Genomic DNA, 21,717 nt, shown 5'->3' with positions numbered 1-21,717 from the left:
CTGCCACGTGGCACGCTCTGGGAGTCAACATCGCGGCGGGAAGGCGTGACGACGGTGCACGTGGTGATCATGGGGTGCGGACGGCTGGGGTCGACGCTCGCCCACAGCCTGGACGCTCGAGGGCACTCGGTGGCGGTGATCGACCAGAACGCCGACGCGTTCCGCCGCCTGGGCGCGGAGTTCACCGGCATCACGGTGACCGGCGTCGGCTTCGACCGGGACGTGCTGCACGCCGCCGGCATCGAGCGGGCCGACGCGTTCGCCGCGGTATCCAGCGGCGACAACTCGAACATCATCTCGGCCCGGCTGGCCCGCGAGACGTACGGCGTGTCCCGGGTGGTGGCCCGGATCTACGACGCCCGGCGCGCCCTGGTCTACGAGCGCCTCGGCATCCCGACCGTGGCGACGATCCGCTGGGCCGCCGACCGGATGGTGCGGCACCTGGTCCCGGAGGGCACGGTCGAGGTGTTCCGCGACCCGACCAGCGCGATCTCCATCGTCGAGGCGCCGGTGCACCGGGACTGGGTGGGCCGGACGCTGCAGTCGCTGGAGGAGGCCACCGGTGCCCGGGTCGCGTACCTGATGCGGTTCGGGATCGGCTCGCTGGCCACCCCGTCCACCGTGGTGCAGGACGGCGACCAGGTGTTCATGCTGGTCACCGACGACACCGTGGAGCCGGTGCTGGAGATCGCCTCGTCCGCCGTACAGGGAGGGCACTGACCATGCGGATCGCCATCGCCGGAGCCGGCAATGTCGGCCGGTCCATCGCCAGTGAGCTGATCGGCAACGGGCACCAGGTGATGCTGATCGAGCGCCAGCCCCGCCAGCTGCGGCCGGAGCGGGTGCCCGAGGCGGAATGGGTGCTGGCCGACGCGTGCGAGCTGAGCAGCCTGGAGGAGGCCGACGTCGCGGGCTGCGACGTGGTGGTCGCGGCGACCGGCGACGACAAGGCCAACCTGGTGGTCTCGCTGCTGGCCAAGACGGAGTTCGCGGTGGCCCGGGTGGTGGCCCGGGTGAACCGCGCGGAGAACGAGTGGCTCTTCACCGAGCAGTGGGGCGTCGACGTCGCGGTGAGCAAGCCGCGCCTGATGGCGGCGCTGGTCGAGGAGGCGGTCACGGTCGGCGACCTGGTCCGGCTGATGACGTTCCGGCAGGGCGAGGCCAACCTGGTGGAGATCACGCTGCCGGCCACCGCGCCGTACGTGGGTGAGCCGGTGCGGTCGGTGCCGATGCCGCGCGACTCCGCGCTGGTCGCGATCCTGCGGGGCAAGCGGGTGCTGGTCCCCACGCCGGACGATCCGCTGGAGGTCGGCGACGAGCTGATCTTCGTGTGCACCGCCGAGGTGGAGGACGCGGTCCGGGCCGTGGTGCTGGGTGACGGCCCGGCGCTGGACTGACCCGGGTCAGCCGGTGACGGCCTCGGCGTGCTGCTCGCGGGTCACCCGGCGCACCGCCCACACGGTGAACGCGAACGTGGCCGCGTAGATCGGCCAGCTGATCAGGATGCGCACGATGCCGATCGCGTTGGCCTGGTCCTGCAGCCACAGCCACCCCTGGACACCGGACCGGACGAACAGCGAGCCGGCCCAGACCAGGGTCAGCCACTGGAACGTGCGGAACAGCCGGGGGTTGTCGAACCAGTCGTGCTTGCCGCCGTTGGCGAGCACGCCCCACACGTACCCGATGATCGGCCGCCGGACCAGCACGGACAGCACCAGCAGCACCACCTGGGCCAGGGTCAGCAGGATGCCGGGCAGGTAGAAGTTCTTCGCGTCGCCGGTCCGGTAGGCCAGGAAGGCGCCGATCGCCACCCCGAAGATGCCGTTGACGGCGTGCCGCACCGCCTCCTTGCGGTACAGCCGGTACGCCCCGATCAGCACCGCGGTGCCCAGCGCGCCACCGATCGCCCAGTACAGCGCGGTGCGCTCGGCCACCTTCAGCACGTCACCCAGCACCACGTTGAGCACGACGAACGCCAGCACCGGGATGCTCGACTCGATCAGCCCGCGGACGCCGCCGAGCTGCTCGGCGACCTGCTCGCTCATCGACGGCATCGGCTCGTCGGCCTCGGCCGCCGGCGCCGGCCGGAGCTCGAGTTCCTCGACGATCTCCTCGGCGACCCGGTCCTCGATGGGCTCGCGGGCGGCGTGACGGGGCTCGCTGCCGGGTGTCACCGGGGCGCCTCCAGCTCGTAGTACGGGTTGTAGATGACCTTACGGTCGTCCCGGATCGCGATCCGGCCCTTGGCGGTGAGCTGTCGTCCCGGCTCGATGCCGGCGATCGAGCGCCGGCCCAGGAAGACGAGCGTGACCACGTCGCTGCCGTCGTACAGGTCGGCCTCGAGGGTCGGCAGGTTGGTGCGGGGAGTGTACGCCACGGTGCGCAGCCGCCCCGACACCGAGACGACCTGCCCCCGGGTGCACTGCCCCGCCAGGGTGGCGCCACACCGGGCGCTGTCCCGTTGCAGTTCCCGGGCCTGCAGCTCCTCCTCGGAGGCGGTCAGCCGCTCCAGGAAGCGGCGCAGGCCGGTGATGCGCTCGTCGGTCGACATGACCTCAGGTCACTCCTCCTCAGGCGCCCGGTCGGGCAGGCCCGGCACGGCGGCCGGCCCGATCCCTCACGGTACGCCCGCGGTGCACGCGACGCCCCCGGTCACGAACCGTCCTGCTGCTGGGCCTGCTCGGCCATCTCCGGCGGCAGCCGCAGCGGCAGCGGCTCGCGGACCGGCCTGGGCTCGTCGTCGCGGGTCACCACGAGTCCCTCCAGGCACTCCCAGAGCGCCGGGGCGGACGCCGGGTCCACCGCACCGGGACCCTGGAACGTGGCCCGGACGAACCACCGTGGACCGTCCACCCCCACGTACCGCACGTCCACCAGGTTGCCCTGCGGGTCGGGCAGCCGGGCCAGCAGCGCGGTGCCGTGGTCGTCGTCCACCTCACGCACGTCCAGGCGCTCGTCGGTCATGTTCTTCAGCATCTCGTCGCGGACCTCGGCCCAGATGCCCTCGGTCCGCGGCGCGGCGAACGCACCCAGCTCGACACCGCTGCCGCCGGACACCAGCACCACGTGCTCGATGGCGCCCTCGGGGCTGGCCTGGACGCGGACCTCGACGCCCTCGATCGCCGGGATCTGCAGGCTGCCCAGGTCGAGCCGCGGCACGCCGTCCGGCGCGTGCCGGATGTCGTACGGGCCGCGGTCGGGCGCGGGGGCCTCGCCGTCGGTGGACAGGCTCTGGGCGAGCGCCGCGGACGGCGGCGCGTCGTCGGGACGCACGTGCCGGGGGCGCTTACGGGAGAACATGACTGTCACCTCTCTGCGTGGGGAACGCCTGGTGCCCGCCGGTCGAGCCGTGACCACCGGCGCCGCGGACGGTCTCCGGCAGCTCGTCCACGACGTGGAACGCGGCACGCTCGACCCGCTGCACCAGCAGTTGGGCGATGCGGTCGCCGCGGGAGATCTGCACCGTGCCGACCGGGTCGTGGTTGACCAGGTTCACCATGATTTCGCCGCGGTAGCCGGCGTCGACCGTACCGGGCGCGTTGAGGACGGTCACGCCCAGGCGGGTGGCCAGCCCGGAACGCGGGTGGACCAGGCCGACGTAGCCGTCCGGAACGGCGACGGCGATGCCGGTCGGCACCAGGCGCCGTTCACCGGGGGCCAGCTTCACGTCCTCCGCGGCGACCAGGTCGGCACCCGCGTCGCCGGGGTGGGCGTACGCCGGCAGCGGCAGATCCGGGTCGAGCCGGCGCACCGGCACGTCCACAGCGTCGAACACGGTGGTTTCCTCACGGTCGATCGGTCCTCGGGCGGGACTCACCCTGCCATCCTGCCGTGTCCGGAGAAGGAGGCGCGCCGTACCCTGCCAGCGTGACACCGTCGCCCGAGGGACGCACGACAGCGGAGTCCGCCACGACGTACTCCGAGCGGCTCCGCGTGCCCTGGTGGGCCTGGCCGTCCGCGCTGGTCGCGGCGCTGCTGCTGGGTGTGGAGATCTGGCTCGGCGGGCCCGGCCTGCGGGCCTGGGTGCCGTTCGCGGTGCTGCTGCCGGCGACCGTCGGTCTGCTGATCTGGCTGGGCCGGATCCGGGTCGCGGTCACCGCCACCGAGTTCCAGGTCGACGACGCCCGCCTCCCGCTCGCCGTGATCGCCGACGTGGTGGCGCTGGACGCCGACGGCAGACGCGAGGTGCTCGGCGTGGGCGCCCACCCGCTGGCGTTCGTGGTGCAGCGGCCGTGGGTCTCCGGCGCGGTGCAGGTGGTCCTGGACGATCCCGCCGACCCGACCCCGTTCTGGGTGGTCAGCACGCGGCACCCGGTGGAGCTGGCGACCGCCCTGCTGGCGGCTAGGCGCTGATCGCCGGGCGCTTGCCGCGGAGGTCCTTCCGCACCTTGTCGCCCAGGGCCCGGGTCGCCCGCCCGTTCAGGTAACTGGCCACGACCGCGCCGGTGAGCAGCGGTCCCATCGTGGTGAGGTTGCGGCCGAAACGGCGCAGCAGCGACGTCTGCAGTTCCCGGCGGGCCGCGGTGCCCAGGACCGCGCCGACGCCGACGCCGGGCAGCAGCGGGTTCACGCCACGCTGCGCGGACCAGGCCTGCACCAGGGCGGTGGCGCGCTCGGCGGTGTTGCCGGTGACCGGCTGGCCGTACACCTGGTGCAGCTCGCCGATCAGCTTGAGCTCGACCGCGACCACGGCGACCGTCTCGGTGGCCAGCAGGACCGGGGCGGACAGCAGGGTCGGCGTGACCGCCCACTCGACCGCGGCGACGCCGCCGCCGGCCGCGCCGATCCCGGCGGTGCCGCGGGAGGCGTTCCGGATCAGGCGGTCGGCCAGGTCGTCGCCGTCCAGCCCGTCGAAATGCCGGCGCAGGGTCTCCAGGTCGCGGACCGGGACGTGCGGTGCGATGTCGCCGACCACGTCGGCCATCCACCGGATGGCGGCCTTGGGCCGGAACATCTGACCCAGGCCGCGGCTTCGGACATCACCGACGAGTCGGGCCAACAGCCGGCGCCGACCGGCCGGCTCCAGGTCGTCGGCGGTCAGCGCGGCCACGGTCGCGCCGATCTCGGCGTCCGGCCGGGCCGGTGCACCGGTCGCGGAGTCGTCGACGTCGGCCGACCCGTCTCCCGGCTGAGAGGTCGGTGCGCCGGTCTCGGGTGTGCTCATCGTCGCCCTCCGCGTCCTGGTACGCCTGTCACCAGTCAAGCAGCCAGATGCACCGCCCGCACGCCGGCCACGCGGTGGTCCGGCGACGGTGTCCCGCCCGGTCGTCGGTGCCGACCGGGTCGCGGTGCGCGGGCGGCCGTCAGGCGCACTCGCGGCAGATCAGTTCCCCGTTGCGCTCGACCGCCAGCTGGCTGCGGTGATGCACGAGGAAACAGCGGGCACAGCGGAACTCGTCATTCTGCATCGGCAGTACCTTGACGGTCAGCTCCTCGTCGGCCAGGTCAGCGCCGGGCAACTCGAAGCTCTCCGCCACCTCGACCTCGTCGACGTCGACCGCGCCGGACTGGGAGTCGGCGCGGCGGGCCTTGAGCTCTTCGAGGCTGTCCTCGCCGAGGTCGACCTCATCGCGACGCGGAGCGTCGTAGTCGGTGGCCATCGGGTTTCACTCTCCTGTATCGATGTGTCACTTGGCGTTAGTAACGCCGGTGACGTCGTTCTGGTTCCCGTTCTCGCGGACTTTTGCTACTCACCCCGTGATGTGGAGAGCGACCGCCGCCGAGGCCTTCCCACCCCTTCGTGAACTGCCCCGGCGAGCGCGGTACCTTACCGCTCCCGCGGGTGGCTTGTACGCGCGCAGGCGGCCAATTGTTCCCGATGTGACTGAGGCGACATCAAGGTAGGGGTACGGACGCGTGGATCATCGTCGGCGCGCCGGAACTATCTCCTGTTTCCGCAGCCGTGGCGGCCAGACGCTAACCTCACTCCAGACCCCGTACCCAGCACCTGCTGAACCACTCCCCGATCCACCCCAGGAGCCAGACCCATGAGCTTTGCGCGCGTCCGAGCGCTCGTCGTGATCGGCGTGCTCGCCGTAGCCGCGGTGGTCTTCGTCGTGGTGGCCCTGGTCCAGGACAGTCAGGGCGACGCGTCGGCCGACGGCGGCTGCCCCGACGGTGCCCCGGTGGCCGACATCACGCTCCCGGACGACCCGGCCGAGGTCAAAGTCAAGGTCTACAACGGCACCCGCAACGCCGGCCTGGCCGAGAAGGTCACCACGGACTTCAAGAACCGCGGCTTCGTGATGCAGGACCCGGGCAAGAGCAAGACCAAGTTCGACAAGATCGCGATCATCCGGTACGGCCCCAAGACGGTCGCCGACGCGCAGCTGCTGAAGGCGTACTTCCTGGGCGACGCGAAGGACGAGTACAGCGCGAAGCGCACCAGCGACGTGGTGGACATCGTCGTCGGCAACGGGTTCCGCCAGCTCGCCACCAGCACCGAGGTCAACCAGTCGCTGTCCCAGCTGGGCGAGCCGGAGCTGCCGTTCGGGGCCTGCCCGGAACCGGCGGACGCCGACAAGAAGGCCAAGTAGCCCGCCGGCTCAGGGACGGCCGGCCCAGGCCCGCCCGCTCCGGGACGGCCCACTCAGGCCCGCCCGCTCAGGCCCGCCGGCTCAGGGACCGCCGTCCGCGTCCAGCTCGACCAGCGCGGCGTGCAGCGGGTCGAACAGCGCCGGCGGCGCGGCCAGGTACATCCGCTCGTCCGCCGGCCGGCCGGACAGCCCGCCGACCCGGAGCCCGGCCTCGGTGACCAGCAGGCCGCCCGCGGCGTGGTCCCAGGGGCTCAGGCCCTTCTCGAAGTACGCGTCCAGCTGGCCCTCCGCGAGCATGCAGAGATCCAGCGAGGCGGCCCCGAACCGGCGGATGTCCCGGACCCGGGTGATCAGTCCGGCGAGCACGGTGGCCTGATGCGCCCGTCGCGCCGGGTCGTACCCGAAGCCGGTGCCGACCAGCGCCTGGTCCAGCGTGCCGCGGGCCGAGCCGTGCAGCCGCCGGTCGCCCCGCCAGGCCCCGCCGCCGAGCGTGGCGGTCCACTCCGCACCGGTCGCCGGGTTGTGCACCACGCCGGCCACCACCACACCGTCCACCTCGGCCGCGAGCGACACCGCGTACTGGGGCAGGCCGTACAGGTAGTTCACGGTGCCGTCGATCGGGTCCAGGATCCACCGCACCGGCCCGGGCGCGGTCCGGGCGGAATCGCCGTACTCCTCGCCCAGGACGCCGTCAGCCGGCCGCTCAGCCCGCAGGGCGGCTACCACCTGACGTTCCACGGCGCGATCGGCAGCGGTCACCACGTCGGTGTCGGTGCTCTTGGTCTGCACGTCGGTGACGCCGTCGGCGCGCATCCGGCGCGCCGTACCGGCCGCCTCGCGGGCGATCCGCACGGCGATCTTCAGCAATTCCTCCGGCGTCGATTTGCCCGGAATATTCATCACGTCATCAGCCCTTTCCACCGGTAACATCTTCCTGCCGGCCCTCCGGCGGACCTTCGCCGACCCCCCGCGGCGTGCCGGTGGAGAGCGGCGGCGGGAGGATCTCGTACGACGGCGCTACAATTCACCCCTGCCCGCGCTTCACGGACGTCCCGCCGATCGGTCGCCCGCGTCTCGGGGGCTCCGACACCACACCGGCCAGCCTCGTCGCCGCGTGCTGCGCCTGGGCACCTGGCCGTGTTTCATCGCCCTCCGGAAGGTCATTCGTGACAGAAGCCCACCAGACCGGTGCCGACGTTCGCTCCCTCACCGAGGCCCTGATCGCCCATGCGCAGGGCGCAGGTGGGCAGATCACGTCGGCCGAGGTCGTGCAGACGGTCGAGTCCGCCGAGGTGACTCCGGCTCAGGCTAAGAAGATCCTCCGCGCGCTCGTCGACGCCGGCGTCACCGTGGTCGTCGACGGGTCCGCCACGACCCGTCGCAAGGTGGCCGCCGCCCGAGCGGCCACCCCCGCCTCCAAGGCCACCACGGCCAAGGCCGCGCCCGCCAAGAAGGCACCGGCCGCGCCGAAGCAGCCGGCGACCGACGACGGGCCCGAGACCGCCGAGGTGGCCAAGAAGGCCGCTCCGGCGAAGAAGGCCGCCGCCAAGAAGGCCGCTCCGGCGAAGAAGGCCGCCGACGGCGCGCCCAAGCCCGGCCCGACCAAGGCCGGCGCTCCGGCCGAGGGCGAGGTGCCGGCGGTCGAGGGCGAGGAGATCGATCCCGAGGAGCTGGCCGCCGAGATCGAGGACGTCGTCGTGGAGGAGCCGCCCGCCCTGGTGCAGGCCGCCGCCACCGACGCCGCCAGTTCGGCCACCGACGGCGACTTCGAGTGGGACGACGAGGAGTCCGAGGCGCTGAAGCAGGCGCGCCGCGACGCCGAGCTCACCGCGTCCGCCGACTCGGTCCGGGCCTACCTGAAGCAGATCGGCAAGGTCCCGCTGCTGAACGCGGAGCAGGAGGTCGAACTCGCCAAGCGGATCGAGGCCGGCCTGTACGCCGCGGAGCGACTGCGCGCCTGCGACGAGGGCGAGGAGAAGCTCGAGCGCACGATGGAGCGCGACCTGCGCTGGATCGGCCGGGACGGCGAGCGGGCCAAGAACCACCTGCTCGAGGCGAACCTGCGTCTGGTGGTGTCGCTGGCCAAGCGCTACACCGGTCGCGGCATGGCGTTCCTGGACCTGATCCAGGAGGGCAACCTCGGCCTGATCCGCGCGGTCGAGAAGTTCGACTACACCAAGGGCTACAAGTTCTCCACGTACGCCACCTGGTGGATCCGCCAGGCCATCACCCGCGCCATGGCCGACCAGGCCCGCACCATCCGCATCCCGGTGCACATGGTGGAGGTCATCAACAAGCTCGGCCGCATACAGCGTGAGCTGCTCCAGGACCTGGGCCGCGAGCCCACCCCGGAAGAACTCGCCAAGGAAATGGACATCACGCCGGAGAAGGTGCTGGAGATCCAGCAGTACGCGCGTGAGCCCATCTCGCTGGACCAGACGATCGGCGACGAGGGCGACAGCCAGCTCGGTGACTTCATCGAGGACTCCGAGGCGGTCGTGGCGGTCGACGCGGTCAGCTTCTCGCTCCTGCAGGATCAGCTCCAGCAGGTGCTGCAGACGCTCTCCGAGCGCGAGGCCGGCGTGGTGCGCCTGCGGTTCGGTCTCACCGACGGGCAGCCCCGCACCCTGGACGAAATCGGTCAGGTGTACGGCGTGACACGCGAGCGGATCCGGCAGATCGAGTCGAAGACCATGTCGAAACTGCGACACCCGTCCCGTTCGCAGGTTCTCCGCGACTACCTTGACTAAGTCTTGTAGTCAACCTTTCGTGTCGGAATGGTCACCACACGTACATCGTCGGGTGGTGATCAGACCGTTGTAGGGAAGAGATCGTTGACGTGGCACCCTTGAGGCACGGCACACTTGCCGGACAGCGTGTGACTTGGGTCCCCCCGGGGCACAGTGGGAAGGCCTCAACGAGCACGGGTGTTGCACGATGAGTGAGCAGTAGCCGAGGAACAAGTTCATCGGTGACGACCAGAGGAGGAAGGCGATGACCCCGACCCTCACGCCGCCGGCGGGAAGTGTGGCCGGCCAAGCTGCCGATGAACGGTGCGACCGCTGCAATGCAGCGGGAAAGCTCCGTTTGACCCTGGCGGGCGGAAGTGAGCTCGTGTTCTGCGGCCACCACGCCAACCGGTACGCCGAAGACCTGGTGAAGATCGCGGTCCAGTACAACGCGGACCCCGAGTTCACCTGGCGCGGCGCGGACATGATGTCCAACGCCAACTGAACATCCCCCGATAGACGTACTCAGGGGCGCCCGCGGTGTGGGGCGCCCCTTTCACGTGCCCGAAAGGCCCCGGCGGGCGGCCCGGAGGGGTCAGAGGGTCTGGATCGTCGCGATCCGTTCCTCGAGCTGCTCGATGGTGGCCTGCGCGCTCGGCGGGCCCCCGCACAGCCGGCGCAGCTCCGCGTGGATCTTGCCGTGCGGCAGCCCGGTGCGGTGGTGGTGCGCCGCGACCAACGTGTTGAGCTGCCGCCGCAGGGTCACCCGCCGCTCCCCCGCGCTCAGCACCACCGGCGCGCGCGGCGGCGGAACCGCCTCCGCCACCTGCTGCCGTTTCTGGGCGGCCAGCTGCTCGGTCTGGCGCCGGTTCAGCAGGACGGCCACCTGGTCCGGGGTCAGCAGGCCCGGCAGCCCCAGGTATTCCTCCTCCTCCGGGGTGCCGGTCCGGGCGCCGGTGCCGAACGACGTGCCGTCGTAGATCACCTGGTCGAGCTCGGCGGTGGCGGACAGCGCCTCGAACCGCTTCTCCAGCTCACCCTCGGCGTCCTCGGTGCGCTGGGCCCGCTCCAGCAGGGCGTCGTCCAGGCCGTCCGGATCCTTGGGCTTGCCCAGCACGTGGTCGCGCTGGGCCTCCATCTCGCTGGCCAGCCCGAGCAGGTGCGGCACGCTGGGCAGGAACACGGTCGCGGTCTCGCCCTCGACCCGGGCCCGGACGAACCGGCCGATCGCCTGGGCGAAGTAGAGCGGGGTGGAGGCGCTGGTGGCGTACACCCCGACGGCCAGCCGCGGAATGTCCACGCCCTCGGAGACCATCCGCACCGCGACCAGCCAGCGCTGCTCGGACCGGGCGAACTCGGCGATCCGCGCGGACGAGCCGGCGTCGTCGGAGAGCACCACCACGGCCGGCTCACCGGTGATCTCGCCGAGCAGCTTCGCGTACGCCCGGGCGGTCTGCTGGTCGCTCGCGATGACCAGGCCACCGGCGTCGATCATGCCGTGCGAGCGGAGCCGGGACAGCCGCGCGTCGGCGGCCCGCAGCACCTGCGGCATCCAGTCGCCGCGGTGGTCCAGCGCGGTGCGCCAGGCCTGCGCGACCAGGTCCTTGGTCATCGGCTCGCCGAGCCGGGCGGCCAGCTCGTCACCGGCGTTGGTGCGCCAGCGGGTCTCCCCCGAATACGCCATGAACAGCACCGGGCGCACGACCCCGTCGCGCAGCGCGTCGGAGTAGCCGTAGGACGAGTCGGAACGGGACCGCTGCAGGCCGTCCTGGCCGCGCTCGTACGACACGAAGGGGATCGGGTTGTCGTCGGAGCGGAACGGGGTGCCGGTGAGCATCAGCCGCCGCACCGCCGGCTCGAACGCGTTCTTCACGCCGTCGCCCCAGGTGCGCGAATCACCGGCGTGGTGGATCTCGTCCAGGATCACGAACGTCCGGCGGGTCATGGTGCGCCGCCGGTGCACCGCCGGAGCCATGCCGACCTGCGCATAGGTCAGGACGGCGCCGTGGAAGTCGCGGGAGGAGTGCACGTCGGCGTTGCGGAACGAGTGATCCAGCTGGATGCCGACCCGGGCGGCCGCCAGCGCCCACTGCGTCTTCAGGTGCTCGGTCGGGCAGACCACGGTGACCGCGTCGACGGAGCCGTCGACGAGCAGCTCGGCGGCGATCCGCAGCGCGAACGTGGTCTTGCCGGCCCCCGGCGTGGCCACCGCCATGAAGTCCGGAGAGCGCCGCCGCAGATACTCCACCAGGGCCTTGCGCTGCCATGCCCGCAGGGGCGGGAAAGTCTCCAGATCAGGCAATGGCGGACTCAAGCGGAACGGTCCCTTCTCACGAAAACGCCCCCGCGTGCGGCCGCGGAGGCGGATCCCAGCATAGCGGCGGGCACCGACATGTCCGCCGACACGGCAACGCGACCACCGGCACGCCGGCATCCAGAGCCATCAGCGTGCCGGTCACGGTGCACCGGCCGGGCCGGTGAGGGTCAGTGCTTCATCGACTCGTAGATCTCCTTGCACTGCGGGCACACCGGCGAACCGGGCTTCGGCGACTTCGTCACCGGGAACTTCTCGCCACACAGCGCGATCACGAAGGTGCCCATGACGGCACTCTCGGCGATCTTCTCCTTGCGCACGTAGTGGAACATCTCCGGCCCGGTGTCGGCGTCCGTGGTCTCCGGGCGCTCCAAGATCTGCGTGCTCACGGCATCTGCCTTTCCGTCGCGTATGCACAACCGCGTGCCCCCCGGTCACCGCGGTGCCCTAGTCCTGCCATGCCCCGTCCGCCGCACCAGGCGCACGGCCGTGGCAGATGGGGCTCCAACCGCCAAGTTTGACACCTAACGCCTGGTCGGTCCAACGACAAGCGCTCACCAGGGCACCGTACGGTAGCCGTCGTGACCGACTTCGCAATTCAGTACGGCGAACACGTGACCCGGGCGCGCCGCGACGGCCGACCGATCGTGGCGCTGGAGAGCACCATCGTCTCGCACGGGCTGCCCCGCCCCGACAACCTGCGGGTGGCCCGCGAGATCGAGCAGGCGGTACGCGACAACGGCGCCGTACCCGCCACCATCGGAATGATCGGCGGCCGACTCGTCGTCGGTCTCACCGACCCCGAGATCGAGCACCTGGCCGGCTCCGACACCGTGGCCAAACTCTCCGTCCGGGACCTGGCGGTCGCCGCGGCCACCGGCGCCGACGGAGCTACCACGGTCGCCGCCACCAGCGCCGTCGCCGCCGCGGCCGGCATCGGCGTGTTCGCCACCGGCGGCCTGGGCGGGGTGCACCGCGAGGCGGGCAGCACGTTCGACGAGTCCGCGGACCTGGCCACGCTGGCCCGTACCCCGATCGTCGTGGTCTGTGCCGGAGTCAAATCGATCCTGGACGTCGGCGCCACGCTGGAGCGGATGGAGACGCTCGGGGTCGCGGTGGCCGGCTACCGGACCCGCCGGTTCCCCGGCTTCTTCATCACCGACGGCGGCTTCGACCTGGACTGGGAACTCACCTCACCGGCCCAGGTCGCCGCGGTCGCCAAGGCCCGCACCGAGCAGGGCGTCGGGGCCGGCGCGCTGGTGCTGGCGAATCCGCTGCCGGCCGACCAGCAACTCGACCCGGAGGTGCACGACCGGGCGCTGCACGAGGGGCTGGACCTGCTGGCCCGCGAGCACGTCACGGGCAAGGCGGTGACCCCGTTCCTGCTGGCCCACTTCCACTCCAGCACGCACGGCGAGAGCCTGGCGGTGAACGTCCGGATCATCCTGCGCAACGCCGCGCTGGCCGCCCAGGTCGCCGCGGCCGCCGCCCCGGCGGGGGCCCCGCTCGGTTTCGCGGTCCCCTGAGTGGACCGGGAGGCGCTGGGCCGGCGGCTGGCGGACGATCGGGGGACGACCGCGCCGGAACCGGCACCGGTGGAGACCACGTGACCGGGCCGGCTCCAGGCCCGGACACTCCAGCATCCGGGCTGGCCGGACCGGCGCCGGTCGGCCGCATTCTGGTCGTCGGAGATCTCGTCACGGACGTGCTGGTCGTCCACGACGGGCCGGTGCAGCCCGGCTCGGACACCGCCGCCCGGATCACCGTGACCGGCGGGGGCCAGGCCGCCAACACCGCCGCCTGGCTGGCCCACGCCGGCACGCCGGTCACGCTGATCGCCGCGGTCGGCGCGGACCCGGCCGGCCGGGAGCGGACCGCGGAACTGACCGCCGCCGGCGTGCGCTGCGCGGTCCGGGCCCATCCCGGCGTACCCACCGGCAGCATCGTCGTGCTGGCCTCGGCGGACGAGCGCACCATGATCACCGACCGGGGCGCCGCCGTGCTGCTCGCCCCGGACGACGTCACGGCCGCGGTGCGGGAGGCAGCGGACGCCGTACACCTGCATCTGTCCGGTTATCCGCTGCTGGACCCGCGCTCCCGGCCGGCCGGACTGGCCGCGCTCGCCGCGGCCCGCGAGCGCGGGCTGACCACCAGCGTGGACGCGGCCTCGGCGGCCCCGTTGCGGCAGGCCGGCGACTTCCTGGACCGGGTACGCGGTACCGACCTGCTCCTCTGCAACGCCGACGAGGCCGCGGTCCTGGCCGGCCCGGGACGTGCCGAGGAGCAGGCGACGGCACTGACCACGGCGGCCCGCAACGTAGTCGTCAAGCGGGGCGGCGCCGGGGCGGTCTGGGCCGGCTCGGTGACGTCGTCGGTGGCCGGGACCCGGGTACCGGTGCGCGACCCGACCGGGGCGGGTGACGCCTTCGCGGCGGGGCTGCTCCGGGTCTGGTGCGCCGGCGGTACGGCGGCGGACGCGCTGGCGGCCGGGGCCGAGCTGGGGGCCGCGGCGGTGACCCGGGTCGGCGCGCGGCCCAGCCGATCCCCGCACGGCTCCTGATCCCCCGACAGCGCGCTGGTGTGCCACTGGAGCGCTCCAGTGGCACACCAGCGTCGTTCTGGATCAACCGGCGTGGCGGCTTGCCGACGTGGGGGCGTGAGGCGGGGCAAGGAATGTGATGCATCGTGCAACCTGCAGCCCCCTCACTCCGGCGTCACGGCGAGGTGCGCCGGGAGGGCACGTCGCACCTGAAGCACCCACACGCCGTCAGCCATCCACTCGCGTGCGGAGTCCCGGCGCGCTCCGCACCCGAACCCCGCACACGCCGCCGCCCCTCAAACCGCGTGCGGAAACCCGGCGCCCTCCGCACCCGAACCACCCACACACCGCCGCCCCTCAAACCGCGTGCGGAAACCCGGCGCCCTCCGCACCCGAACCACCCACACACCGCCGCCCCCGCGTGCGAAAACCCGGCGCGCATCGCACCCGAACCACCCACACGCCGCCGCCCCCGCGTGCGAAAACCCGGCGCGCATCGCACCCGAACCACCCACACGCCGTCGGCCACCCCACCCGCGCGCAGCAACGCCGGCGCTCACCGGCGCCAACAGGCCGGAACCGTCCCGACCGCCGCCGCTACTGCTCGGCGTCGATGGTGCGGGCCTTGATGTCCTCGGCGTCGTGCTGGGCCAGCGCCCGCTGTGCCGGCTGCGGGGTCGCCGCCCGGCGTTCGGCGCGGGACTTGGGTGGACGGTCGTTGGCGATCAGCACCGCGGCCCACGGCAGGAAGACCATGCCGGCCGCGCACAGCGTCAGCCACAGCGGGAGCAACGGCGGGCGCACGCTGATCAGCACCGCGCCAAGGATCAGGCAGCCGGCGCGCATGGCCATCATGGTCACGTAGCGGATCTGCCGGCTGCGGAGTTGATCGCTGGGGCTGCGGGCGGCATTGGTGATCAACACCGGCTGCTTCTTCACGCTCTCTCCGATCGACTCCTCATCCTTGCACCGTTCACCGGTGGATGCCCACAATCGACGCGGCCGTCGCGTACCACGCGCGTGGTACGCTCCCCCGGTGGGCAGCCGGTACAGCTTCACCGAGGAGGCTCTGGCGAACCTGCGACTGTTCGGGGTCACGCCCGGCGAGGTCTGGGAGGCGCTGCACAGTTCGCGGCGCGTCATCCGGCACCTCGGCGACGACGTGATGGTGGTCTACGCGACCGATCACCGCGGGCGGCATCTCGCGGTGCTGCTGGCCGAGGCGGACCACACCGACAACGACTGGGACGTGCTGTCCGCCCGCGAGCTGAGCGACAGCGAGACGAAGAGGTACGAGGAAGCTATCCGCCGGAACCCGTAGGAGGCGTGGCAGTGGACAGGACCGACGCGCTCAAGCAGTTCCACGACGGCGGCGACGCGCTCGCCGACGTCATCGGTGACCGGCCGCAGGTCGACCTGCCGGTGCCCGACTCGGACGTGCCGATGGTGAGTCGCTCGGTGCGGTTGCCGCTGGACACGTACGAGCGGGTGCGCGAGGCCGCCGACGCCCGCGGGCTCGGTGTGACCACGCTGATGCGGCAGTGGATCGAGGCCGGCCTCGCCGACCTGGACGACACCACGACCGTGTCGCTGGCCGACGTACGCCGCGCCCTCGCCGCGCTCGCCCAGCACCCCACGGCGGCCTGACCGCTCAGCCCTTGGCCGCCGCCTTCATCTCCTTCTTGTAGGCCCGCACCCGGGTCAGCGACTCGTCGTCGACGATGTCCGCGACCGAGCGGTACGAGCCCTCCTCGCCGTACGCCCCGGCGGCCTCCCGCCAGCCGTCCGGCCGCACGCCGAACTGCTTGCCGAGCAGCGCCGCGAAGATCTGCGACTTCTGCTTGCCGAAGCCGGGCAGCGACGCGATCCGCTTGACCAGGTCCTTGCCGTCCGCCACGTCCCGCCACAGCCCGGCGGCGTCGCCGTCGTAGTCCGCCACCAGCGCCCGGCAGACCTCCTGCACGCGGGTCGCCATGGCCTTGGGGAACCGGTGCAGGGCCGGCGGCTTCGCGAAGATCGCGATCAGCTCGTCGGTGTCGTACCCGGCGATCTCGTGCGCGGTGGGCGGGTGGCCGAGCCGTTGCGCCAGCACGTACGGCGACGTGAACGCCTTCTCCAGCTTGTCCTGCTGGTCCAGCGTCATCCCGATGAGCAGCGCCAGCGGATCCCGGCTGAGGAGATCGTTCGCCTCGGCGGGGATGGGCAGTGAGGTTGCCATGAACGTCATCCTGCCTCCTCCGGCGGCAGAACGCGTACCCGGTGCGCCCAGGTGTGTCCCCACTCGCGCAGCGCCGTCGCCTCGGGCGAACCGTCCGCCGGCACCCGGTCCAGACAGGCCAGCACCGCCGGTACGTGCCGGGCGGTCAGGTGCGCCTGCTGGCGACGCAGCGCGCCGAGCCACCGCACCAGGTCGGCGACCGGCACCCGGTCCGCGTCGCGGGCCAGGGAGCGGAGCACCACCGTGTACGTGTCCGCCACGCGGTCCGCCGGCGTCCCGGTGCTCCACCGGTCCGGCGCGGAGAGCGCTGCCACCACCCGGTCGTACGCCCGGACCAGCCCGGCCGGGTCGTCGTCGAGCAGCGATGCCAGCCAGAGGGCCAGCAGGCCGTGGCCGATCGACTCGGCGTCGCCCCGCTCGTGCACGGTGAAGTGGGTGAGCGTGTCCGGCAGCCGGTCGAGCACCGGCTGCACGGCGTGCCGCAGCAGGTCGTCGCTGCGATGGTCGCTGAGGTGCATGGACCGCAGCGCCCGGATCAGCGGGGTGAACGCGGAGAATCCGGTGCCCGGCGGGGCGTCCGGGCGGCCGTACGACCAGAGCGGGTCGACCGGTTCCGCGTCGGCACCGGCGCCGGGCCGGAGGATCACGTCGCGGCGGCCGTCGGCCCAGGTGCGGTGCACGGTCAGGATGGCGAGGGTGTCCAGCCACATGCCGCTGGGCACCGCGCTGCGCCACATCTGCGCGGCCGCCCGCAGCCACGCCGCCGGGTCCCTGGCCTGCCGGAACAGCTCGCTCGCGCGCAGCGGTTCGCCGCAGGCCAGGGTCAACAGCACGAGATTCAGCGAGTACGTGCCCATCCACTGATCGGCCCGTTTCCGCGCCGGACGGTACGCCCGCGGCACGTAGGCCGGCTGCAGCAGCGCGGTCCGCAGCCGTTCGAGCAGGCGCTCCCGGATCTGCGGCCGGTCGGAGTCGTCGAGCAGCGCCGCGGTGAAGGCCAGCACGGTGTGCCGGGTGGTCAGCGGCTGGAAGCCGAGCAGCGACTCCAGCAGTTCGCCGTCCGCCGGGTTCCGGAGCAGGCCGACCAGGAGGCGGCTGACCAGGTACTCGCCGAACGTGGCGTGCAGGAACTCGTACGCCTGCCGGATCCGGCCCCCGGCCCGCGCCTGCGCCCGCTGGATGAAGAAGAACCGGCCGACCAGTTCCTGGCCGGCGGTCAGCGGGCTGCGGAACGCCTTCGGCGGTGCCGACCGCGCCGGGGCGATGCCGAGCCCGGTCAGGTCGTCGTCGACCTCCTCCTCGGTCACCCACTGGCGGCCCCGGTTGAACATCGCGAACGCGACCACGGAGAGCCGGTTCAGCTCCGCCTCCACCAGGTCGGCGACCACCTCGTCGGGCTGCCCGACGTGCAGCCGGCGCACCTCGCGGCGGGTGAAGTCGCCGAGCAGGCGTTCGTACAGGTCGGTGACGCCGAGCGTGGCGCCGGCGTCGCGCAGGGCTCCGGTGCCGGCGTCGTACAGGGCCAGCATGAGCAGCAGCAGCGGCTGGCTGGACAGGTCGGCGAAGCGCCACACCACGTGCACCGGCAGGTCCGCCGCGGTGACCGCGTTCCAGGTGTCCAGCCACTGCCGCACCTGGAACCGGTCGAACGGGTCGAGGCGCACGGCGAGGCCGTCGGGGGGCAGCCGGGCCCGGTCGGCCACCGCCACCCGGCTGGTCACGATCACCGCGACCGGCCGGCCCTGCACCGCTTCCCGGCTCTGGAACGCGGCCACCCGCCGCAGGTAGTCCGACTGGTGCACGCCGGTGGCCTGGAGCAGCTCGTCGAAGCCGTCCAGCAGCACCACCGGCATCGCACCGGCGGCGCTGCGGGCCAGGTCGGCCCACGCGACCGACTCGCCGATGGCGGACCGCAGCGCCTGTTCGATCTGGTCCTGGATCTCCGCCTCGGCGGGCACCTCGCGCAGCACCACGCGCACCGCCAGGAAGTCGGCGGCCGGTAGCCGGGCGGCCAGGATTGTCAGCAGCGAGGACTTGCCGGCTCCGGGGTGGCCGAGCAGCAGCATCGGGGCGGCCGCGGCGCGCGGGGTGGTGAGGTACGCCGCCAGGAACCCGGCCACGTCGGTGCGCGGTTCGGCGGTCCACCAGTTCTCGTCGCCGGGCCGGGCGTCCGGTCCGGCCTCCTGGGCCCGGAAGATCGGGTCGACGTACGCCTCACCCAGCCGGGGCAGCGTCACCCCGCCGTCGTCGGTGCCCAGGATGGGCCGGTCCAGGTCGGCACGGTACGCCGCGGCCAGCGCGGCCCGGTGCCGGTCCGGGTCACGTCCGGAGGTGGCCCGGCGCAGCGTCGCCTCCAGCGCCGCCAGGCCCCGGCCGGCCGCCTGCGACTCGGTGCGGTGCAGCCAGACCGCGAACTCGGGTACGTCCACCGCCAGCCGCCGGTGCACCTCCTGGTACCGGGCGACGGCGTCCTCCGGCAGGCGGACGGTGAGCAGGCGCAGCACCTCCGCCCGGGTCCGGTCGTCGGCCGCGTCCCACACCGCGAGCCCGCGCAGGTGGTCGAGGAACCGGGCGGCCGCGTCGGAGAACCAGGCGGACAGGTCCCGCACCAGCTGGGCGTAGGACCGTTCCGGGGACGGCACCGGCAGCGGCGCGGAGAGCAGCCGGTGCAGCCAGTCGCCGTCGACCCGGGTGCCGGCGGCCAGCCGGATCTCGTCGTCCCGGGTGAGGTCCGGTGCGGGCAGCGCGGTCGGCCGGATCGCCGCGTCGAACGCCTCGAAGAAGCTGGTGACCACGAGGATGCCGTGGGCGGCCTGGAGTCGCTGGGTGCGGTCGTAGCGCCCGAGGCCGCGTACCGAATCGTTGATCCGGCCGGCCACGACGTGGCCGAGCCGGACCATCTCGGCCTTCGCGTCGAACAGGCCGAGAGCCACGTCCGAGCCACCCGCGGTGGCGATGGTCAGGGCGCTGCCGAGCAGGTTGTCCACGGCCTGACCGGCCGGGCTCAGCCCGCCGAGGAGTTTGACGGCGTCGGCGTAACGCAACCGCTGAGGCATCGCACCATGATGGGGCAGCCGCGGCGCGTTTGGTGACCCGGGCGGCGGGCACTGCAGTGACCATGAGTGACAACGAACAGGAGCTGTCCAGCACGCTGCCCGCGGGCACCGACGTCGACCAGCTCCGCGACGGCGGACCGCAGCTCACCCCCGGCGTGATGACCACGACCGGCGGGACGGCCGGGCCGAACAGCTTCCGGACTCCGCCGCGTTCCGGACCCGGCGTGGCGAACACGACCACCGGCGACGCCACCACCGGCGCGATGAACCCGCCGGCCGACGAGCCGATCGAGTGATCCGCTAAATTCTGCTGATCATGCGGGCGCTGGTGCAGACGGTGAGCAGGGCCGCGGTGACGGTGGACGGCGAGGTCGTCGGAGCCGTCACCGACGGGCTGCTGGTCCTGCTCGGGGTCACCCATACCGACACCGCGGCGACCGCCGGGACGATGGCCCGCAAGGTGCACGAGATGCGGATCCTGGACGACGAGGCGTCGGCGGCCGAGCGGGGCGCGCCGCTGCTGGTGGTCAGCCAGTTCACGCTGTACGGCGACGCCCGCAAGGGCCGCCGGCCGACCTGGTCGGCGGCGGCACCCGCGGAGGTCGCGGAACCGCTGGTCACCACGTTCGTGGAAGCACTGCGCGCCCGGGGAGCGACGGTGGAGACCGGCCGCTTCCGGGCGCACATGCTGGTGGAGAGCGTGAACGTGGGACCGTGCTCGGTCCTGCTGGAGCTGTGACGGGCTAGAAGAACAGCCCCCGGCGCTGCGCGGACTGCCGCAGCCAGCCGTCCAGCTGGGCGGCCCAGTCGGTCTGGTCCACGGTGCGGTAGTCGATGTCGAACCGGCCGAACGCGTCGTGACCCTCGGTGAACAGGCCGCCGCGCTTGTCCACCTCCAGCACCACCTGCAGCTTGTGCGGCGTGGGCAGGAAGGTCAGCTCGAGCTGGTTGATCCCGCTCGCGTACGCCGACGGCGGATAGAACTCGATCTCCTGGTAGAACGGCAGCTGCTGCTCGACGCCGTACACCCGGCCGCGCTCCACATCGGCCCGGCTGAACCGGAACCCGAGGCGCAGCAGCGCGTCCAGGATTCGTTCCTGGGCGGGCAGCGGGTGCACCGCCACCGCGTCCAGGTCGCTCTTGTCGACCGCGCGGGCCACCTCCAGCTCGGTGGCGAGTCCCATGGTCATGCCGTGCAGGTGCTGGCCGTACACCTCGGTGATCGGGGTTTCCCACGGCACGTCGAACCGGAACGGAATGTCGTGGCGCGCGCCCGGGTCCAGCCGGAAGGAACCGGTCAGCCGCTGGCGGTGGAATTCCTGATCGGTGTTGTACTCGCTGTCGCCGGATTCCACCTCGACGCGGGTCATCAGGCCGACGGCGACGTACTCGATGTCGGTGGCGTGCTCGCCACCCATCACCTGGACGGTGCCCTCCAGGAAGCCGCCGGGGCGGCAGTTGGGGTTGGTGAGCACCGTTTCCACGGACGGTCCCCCGACGCCCATCGCCTGCATCAACCGCTTGAAGACCACGTGGTTTCCCTTCTCGTTCCTGCTGAGAACCAGATTATGGGTCACGAGCCAGTCCGATGGAATTGCCACGCGATTGGGATAAGTCCAATCATTCCGGGTGGGCTGTCGGGTTCTCGACCTCAGGGTTCTCCCCGATTCATGCCACCTGGACGCTTGCCTTACCTCCGCTTAACGCTCCGCACGCCAATCTAGTGATCACCGGCACGACGTGTCGGCAAGACACGACTCGGTGATCGCGGGGAGGGGACTGAAAGGTGGTCCTGCAGATGAAGGCGACGGAGTCCGCGGCGGCAGCCGCCGACCACATGATGGCAGACGGTGTCGAGCCCCTGGCCGACCTGGACGCCACCGACGAGCGGGGCGTTTCTGCCGACCTGGTCCGGGCGTACCTGAACGGCATCGGCCGCACCCGCCTGCTCACCGCGGTCGAGGAGGTGACGCTCTCCAAGCGCATCGAGGCCGGCCTCTACGCGGAGGAGAAGCTCCCCGAGGCCGGCGACGACCTGGCCCCGCTGCTCCACATCATCATCGCCGAGGGCAAGGCCGCGAAGAACCACCTGCTCGAGGCGAACCTGCGGCTCGTGGTCAGCATCGCGAAGCGCTACACCGGTCGCGGCATGGCGTTCCTGGACCTGATCCAGGAGGGCAACCTCGGCCTGATCCGCGCGGTCGAGAAGTTCGACTACACCAAGGGCTACAAGTTCTCCACGTACGCCACCTGGTGGATCCGCCAGGCCATCACCCGCGCCATGGCCGACCAGGCCCGCACCATCCGCATCCCGGTGCACATGGT

General features: G+C 72.3%; 26 protein-coding genes. 13 read left to right on the top strand and 13 right to left on the bottom strand.

The genetic code is table 11. The features are described from left to right. Nucleotides 1-54 precede the first annotated feature (54 nt). Nucleotides 55-720 (top strand): potassium channel family protein, encoded by a 666-nt coding sequence (locus LDL48_RS24990; RefSeq protein ID WP_225257794.1) that lies wholly within the window; start codon nucleotides 55-57, stop codon nucleotides 718-720. Then, nucleotides 717-1,397, top strand: a complete 681-nt coding sequence (locus LDL48_RS24985) for a potassium channel family protein (RefSeq protein ID WP_225257793.1) — start codon at nucleotides 717-719, stop codon at nucleotides 1,395-1,397. Before LDL48_RS24990 ends, LDL48_RS24985 begins: the two co-directional genes overlap by 4 nt. A 6-nt stretch (nucleotides 1,398-1,403) precedes the next feature. Here the strand turns inward: LDL48_RS24985 and LDL48_RS24980 are convergent, their stop codons facing one another. From LDL48_RS24980 to dut, 4 genes are all read right to left on the bottom strand, one after another. Continuing rightward, nucleotides 1,404-2,174 carry a DUF3159 domain-containing protein gene (locus LDL48_RS24980; protein ID WP_225257651.1) on the bottom strand — a complete coding sequence of 257 codons (771 nt, stop codon included), beginning with the start codon at nucleotides 2,172-2,174 and terminating at the stop codon, nucleotides 1,404-1,406. Further along, nucleotides 2,171-2,551, bottom strand: coding sequence for an OB-fold nucleic acid binding domain-containing protein (locus LDL48_RS24975; RefSeq protein ID WP_225257650.1), 381 nt, complete (start codon nucleotides 2,549-2,551; stop codon nucleotides 2,171-2,173). The genes LDL48_RS24980 and LDL48_RS24975 overlap by 4 nt, the downstream gene beginning before the upstream one ends. A gap of 101 nt (nucleotides 2,552-2,652) precedes the next feature. Beyond that, the gene (locus LDL48_RS24970; RefSeq protein WP_225257649.1) at nucleotides 2,653-3,300 is read right to left on the bottom strand and encodes a DUF3710 domain-containing protein; all 648 of its coding nucleotides are present in this window, start codon (nucleotides 3,298-3,300) and stop codon (nucleotides 2,653-2,655) included. Beyond that, nucleotides 3,287-3,775, bottom strand: a complete 489-nt coding sequence (dut, locus tag LDL48_RS24965) for a dUTP diphosphatase (RefSeq protein WP_225257648.1) — start codon at nucleotides 3,773-3,775, stop codon at nucleotides 3,287-3,289. Before dut ends, LDL48_RS24970 begins: the two co-directional genes overlap by 14 nt. 92 nt (nucleotides 3,776-3,867) lie before the next feature. Here dut and LDL48_RS24960 point away from each other — a divergent pair, with 92 nt between their 5' ends. Then, on the top strand, nucleotides 3,868-4,353 hold the full coding sequence (locus LDL48_RS24960) for a DUF3093 domain-containing protein (protein ID WP_225257647.1): 486 nt from the start codon (nucleotides 3,868-3,870) through the stop codon (nucleotides 4,351-4,353). On the opposite strand, the gene LDL48_RS24955 is transcribed toward LDL48_RS24960, so the two are convergent. Continuing rightward, nucleotides 4,343-5,164, bottom strand: a complete 822-nt coding sequence (locus tag LDL48_RS24955; RefSeq protein ID WP_225257646.1) for a hypothetical protein — start codon at nucleotides 5,162-5,164, stop codon at nucleotides 4,343-4,345. The genes LDL48_RS24960 and LDL48_RS24955 overlap by 11 nt on opposite strands. 139 nt (nucleotides 5,165-5,303) lie before the next feature. Beyond that, a complete protein-coding gene (locus LDL48_RS24950) occupies nucleotides 5,304-5,600 on the bottom strand; it encodes a DUF4193 domain-containing protein (protein ID WP_196411809.1) in 297 nt (98 codons plus the stop codon). Nucleotides 5,601-5,987: 387 nt separating this feature from the next. On the opposite strand from LDL48_RS24950, the gene LDL48_RS24945 reads away from it, so the two are divergent. After that, on the top strand, nucleotides 5,988-6,536 hold the full coding sequence (locus LDL48_RS24945; RefSeq protein ID WP_225257645.1) for a LytR C-terminal domain-containing protein: 549 nt from the start codon (nucleotides 5,988-5,990) through the stop codon (nucleotides 6,534-6,536). A gap of 81 nt (nucleotides 6,537-6,617) precedes the next feature. Here the strand turns inward: LDL48_RS24945 and LDL48_RS24940 are convergent, their stop codons facing one another. Further along, the gene (locus LDL48_RS24940; protein WP_225257792.1) at nucleotides 6,618-7,436 is read right to left on the bottom strand and encodes an inositol monophosphatase family protein; all 819 of its coding nucleotides are present in this window, start codon (nucleotides 7,434-7,436) and stop codon (nucleotides 6,618-6,620) included. A 266-nt stretch (nucleotides 7,437-7,702) separates the two neighbouring features. Between LDL48_RS24940 and LDL48_RS24935 the strand changes: the two genes are divergently transcribed. Together LDL48_RS24935 and LDL48_RS24930 are read left to right on the top strand one after the other, a co-directional pair. Continuing rightward, entirely contained in the window at nucleotides 7,703-9,286 is a 1,584-nt protein-coding gene (locus tag LDL48_RS24935) for an RNA polymerase sigma factor (protein WP_225257644.1), read from the top strand. Nucleotides 9,287-9,530: 244 nt separating this feature from the next. Further along, complete coding sequence (locus tag LDL48_RS24930; protein ID WP_225257643.1) at nucleotides 9,531-9,770, top strand: DUF7455 domain-containing protein; 240 nt, start codon at nucleotides 9,531-9,533, stop codon at nucleotides 9,768-9,770. Between the two features lie 90 nt (nucleotides 9,771-9,860). On the opposite strand, the gene LDL48_RS24925 is transcribed toward LDL48_RS24930, so the two are convergent. Together LDL48_RS24925 and LDL48_RS24920 are read right to left on the bottom strand one after the other, a co-directional pair. Beyond that, entirely contained in the window at nucleotides 9,861-11,579 is a 1,719-nt protein-coding gene (locus LDL48_RS24925; RefSeq protein ID WP_225257642.1) for a DEAD/DEAH box helicase, read from the bottom strand. Nucleotides 11,580-11,749: 170 nt separating this feature from the next. After that, nucleotides 11,750-11,968, bottom strand: a complete 219-nt coding sequence (locus LDL48_RS24920; RefSeq protein ID WP_225257641.1) for a DUF3039 domain-containing protein — start codon at nucleotides 11,966-11,968, stop codon at nucleotides 11,750-11,752. A gap of 192 nt (nucleotides 11,969-12,160) precedes the next feature. On the opposite strand from LDL48_RS24920, the gene LDL48_RS24915 reads away from it, so the two are divergent. Both LDL48_RS24915 and LDL48_RS24910 read left to right on the top strand, forming a co-directional pair. Further along, nucleotides 12,161-13,105: a pseudouridine-5'-phosphate glycosidase gene (locus LDL48_RS24915; protein WP_225257640.1), complete on the top strand. Its 945-nt coding sequence runs from the start codon at nucleotides 12,161-12,163 to the stop codon at nucleotides 13,103-13,105. 122 nt (nucleotides 13,106-13,227) lie between these two features. After that, the gene (locus LDL48_RS24910; protein ID WP_225257791.1) at nucleotides 13,228-14,139 is read left to right on the top strand and encodes a carbohydrate kinase family protein; all 912 of its coding nucleotides are present in this window, start codon (nucleotides 13,228-13,230) and stop codon (nucleotides 14,137-14,139) included. Nucleotides 14,140-14,715: 576 nt separating this feature from the next. Here LDL48_RS24910 and LDL48_RS24905 read toward each other — a convergent pair. Continuing rightward, nucleotides 14,716-15,057 (bottom strand): DUF3099 domain-containing protein, encoded by a 342-nt coding sequence (locus LDL48_RS24905; protein WP_225257639.1) that lies wholly within the window; start codon nucleotides 15,055-15,057, stop codon nucleotides 14,716-14,718. Nucleotides 15,058-15,154: 97 nt separating this feature from the next. Between LDL48_RS24905 and LDL48_RS24900 the strand changes: the two genes are divergently transcribed. Together LDL48_RS24900 and LDL48_RS24895 are read left to right on the top strand one after the other, a co-directional pair. Further along, nucleotides 15,155-15,439 (top strand): hypothetical protein, encoded by a 285-nt coding sequence (locus LDL48_RS24900; protein ID WP_225257638.1) that lies wholly within the window; start codon nucleotides 15,155-15,157, stop codon nucleotides 15,437-15,439. Nucleotides 15,440-15,450: 11 nt separating this feature from the next. Next, on the top strand, nucleotides 15,451-15,765 hold the full coding sequence (locus LDL48_RS24895; protein ID WP_225257637.1) for a YlcI/YnfO family protein: 315 nt from the start codon (nucleotides 15,451-15,453) through the stop codon (nucleotides 15,763-15,765). A gap of 4 nt (nucleotides 15,766-15,769) precedes the next feature. Here the strand turns inward: LDL48_RS24895 and LDL48_RS24890 are convergent, their stop codons facing one another. Both LDL48_RS24890 and LDL48_RS24885 read right to left on the bottom strand, forming a co-directional pair. Continuing rightward, the gene (locus LDL48_RS24890; RefSeq protein ID WP_225257790.1) at nucleotides 15,770-16,336 is read right to left on the bottom strand and encodes an HhH-GPD-type base excision DNA repair protein; all 567 of its coding nucleotides are present in this window, start codon (nucleotides 16,334-16,336) and stop codon (nucleotides 15,770-15,772) included. A gap of 5 nt (nucleotides 16,337-16,341) precedes the next feature. Continuing rightward, on the bottom strand, nucleotides 16,342-19,392 hold the full coding sequence (locus tag LDL48_RS24885) for an NACHT domain-containing protein (RefSeq protein ID WP_225257636.1): 3,051 nt from the start codon (nucleotides 19,390-19,392) through the stop codon (nucleotides 16,342-16,344). 62 nt (nucleotides 19,393-19,454) lie between these two features. On the opposite strand from LDL48_RS24885, the gene LDL48_RS24880 reads away from it, so the two are divergent. Continuing rightward, nucleotides 19,455-19,688, top strand: coding sequence for a hypothetical protein (locus LDL48_RS24880; protein WP_225257807.1), 234 nt, complete (start codon nucleotides 19,455-19,457; stop codon nucleotides 19,686-19,688). 20 nt (nucleotides 19,689-19,708) lie between these two features. Next, the gene (dtd, locus tag LDL48_RS24875) at nucleotides 19,709-20,131 is read left to right on the top strand and encodes a D-aminoacyl-tRNA deacylase (protein WP_225257635.1); all 423 of its coding nucleotides are present in this window, start codon (nucleotides 19,709-19,711) and stop codon (nucleotides 20,129-20,131) included. A gap of 4 nt (nucleotides 20,132-20,135) precedes the next feature. Here dtd and LDL48_RS24870 read toward each other — a convergent pair whose 3' ends face one another. Next, complete coding sequence (locus LDL48_RS24870; RefSeq protein WP_225257634.1) at nucleotides 20,136-20,924, bottom strand: sporulation protein; 789 nt, start codon at nucleotides 20,922-20,924, stop codon at nucleotides 20,136-20,138. Nucleotides 20,925-21,190: 266 nt separating this feature from the next. Between LDL48_RS24870 and LDL48_RS24865 the strand changes: the two genes are divergently transcribed. Continuing rightward, a partial coding sequence (locus tag LDL48_RS24865; RefSeq protein WP_372472193.1) for a sigma-70 family RNA polymerase sigma factor occupies nucleotides 21,191-21,717 on the top strand: 527 nt, incomplete at its 3' end.

The sequence above is a fragment of the Jidongwangia harbinensis genome, assembly GCF_020216025.1.
In the GTDB taxonomy this organism is placed as follows: domain Bacteria; phylum Actinomycetota; class Actinomycetes; order Mycobacteriales; family Micromonosporaceae; genus Actinoplanes; species Actinoplanes harbinensis.
The sequence above is the reverse complement of the archived record's forward strand: the minus strand, read 5'-3'. Positions and strand labels throughout refer to the sequence as shown.

Excerpts from the sequence above, each read along its gene's own strand:
- LDL48_RS24955 (WP_225257646.1), bottom strand. The coding sequence starts at position 5,164 with ATGAGCACACCCGAGACCGGCGCACCGACCTCTCAGCCGGGAGACGGG.
- LDL48_RS24945 (WP_225257645.1), top strand. The coding sequence starts at position 5,988 with ATGAGCTTTGCGCGCGTCCGAGCGCTCGTCGTGATCGGCGTGCTCGCC.
- LDL48_RS24940 (WP_225257792.1), bottom strand. The coding sequence starts at position 7,436 with ATGAATATTCCGGGCAAATCGACGCCGGAGGAATTGCTGAAGATCGCC.
- LDL48_RS24970 (WP_225257649.1), bottom strand. The coding sequence starts at position 3,300 with ATGTTCTCCCGTAAGCGCCCCCGGCACGTGCGTCCCGACGACGCGCCG.
- LDL48_RS24885 (WP_225257636.1), bottom strand. The coding sequence starts at position 19,392 with ATGCCTCAGCGGTTGCGTTACGCCGACGCCGTCAAACTCCTCGGCGGG.
- dtd (WP_225257635.1), top strand. The coding sequence starts at position 19,709 with ATGCGGGCGCTGGTGCAGACGGTGAGCAGGGCCGCGGTGACGGTGGAC.
- LDL48_RS24890 (WP_225257790.1), bottom strand. The coding sequence starts at position 16,336 with ATGGCAACCTCACTGCCCATCCCCGCCGAGGCGAACGATCTCCTCAGC.
- LDL48_RS24950 (WP_196411809.1), bottom strand. The coding sequence starts at position 5,600 with ATGGCCACCGACTACGACGCTCCGCGTCGCGATGAGGTCGACCTCGGC.
- LDL48_RS24975 (WP_225257650.1), bottom strand. The coding sequence starts at position 2,551 with ATGTCGACCGACGAGCGCATCACCGGCCTGCGCCGCTTCCTGGAGCGG.
- LDL48_RS24880 (WP_225257807.1), top strand. The coding sequence starts at position 19,455 with ATGAGTGACAACGAACAGGAGCTGTCCAGCACGCTGCCCGCGGGCACC.
- LDL48_RS24930 (WP_225257643.1), top strand. The coding sequence starts at position 9,531 with ATGACCCCGACCCTCACGCCGCCGGCGGGAAGTGTGGCCGGCCAAGCT.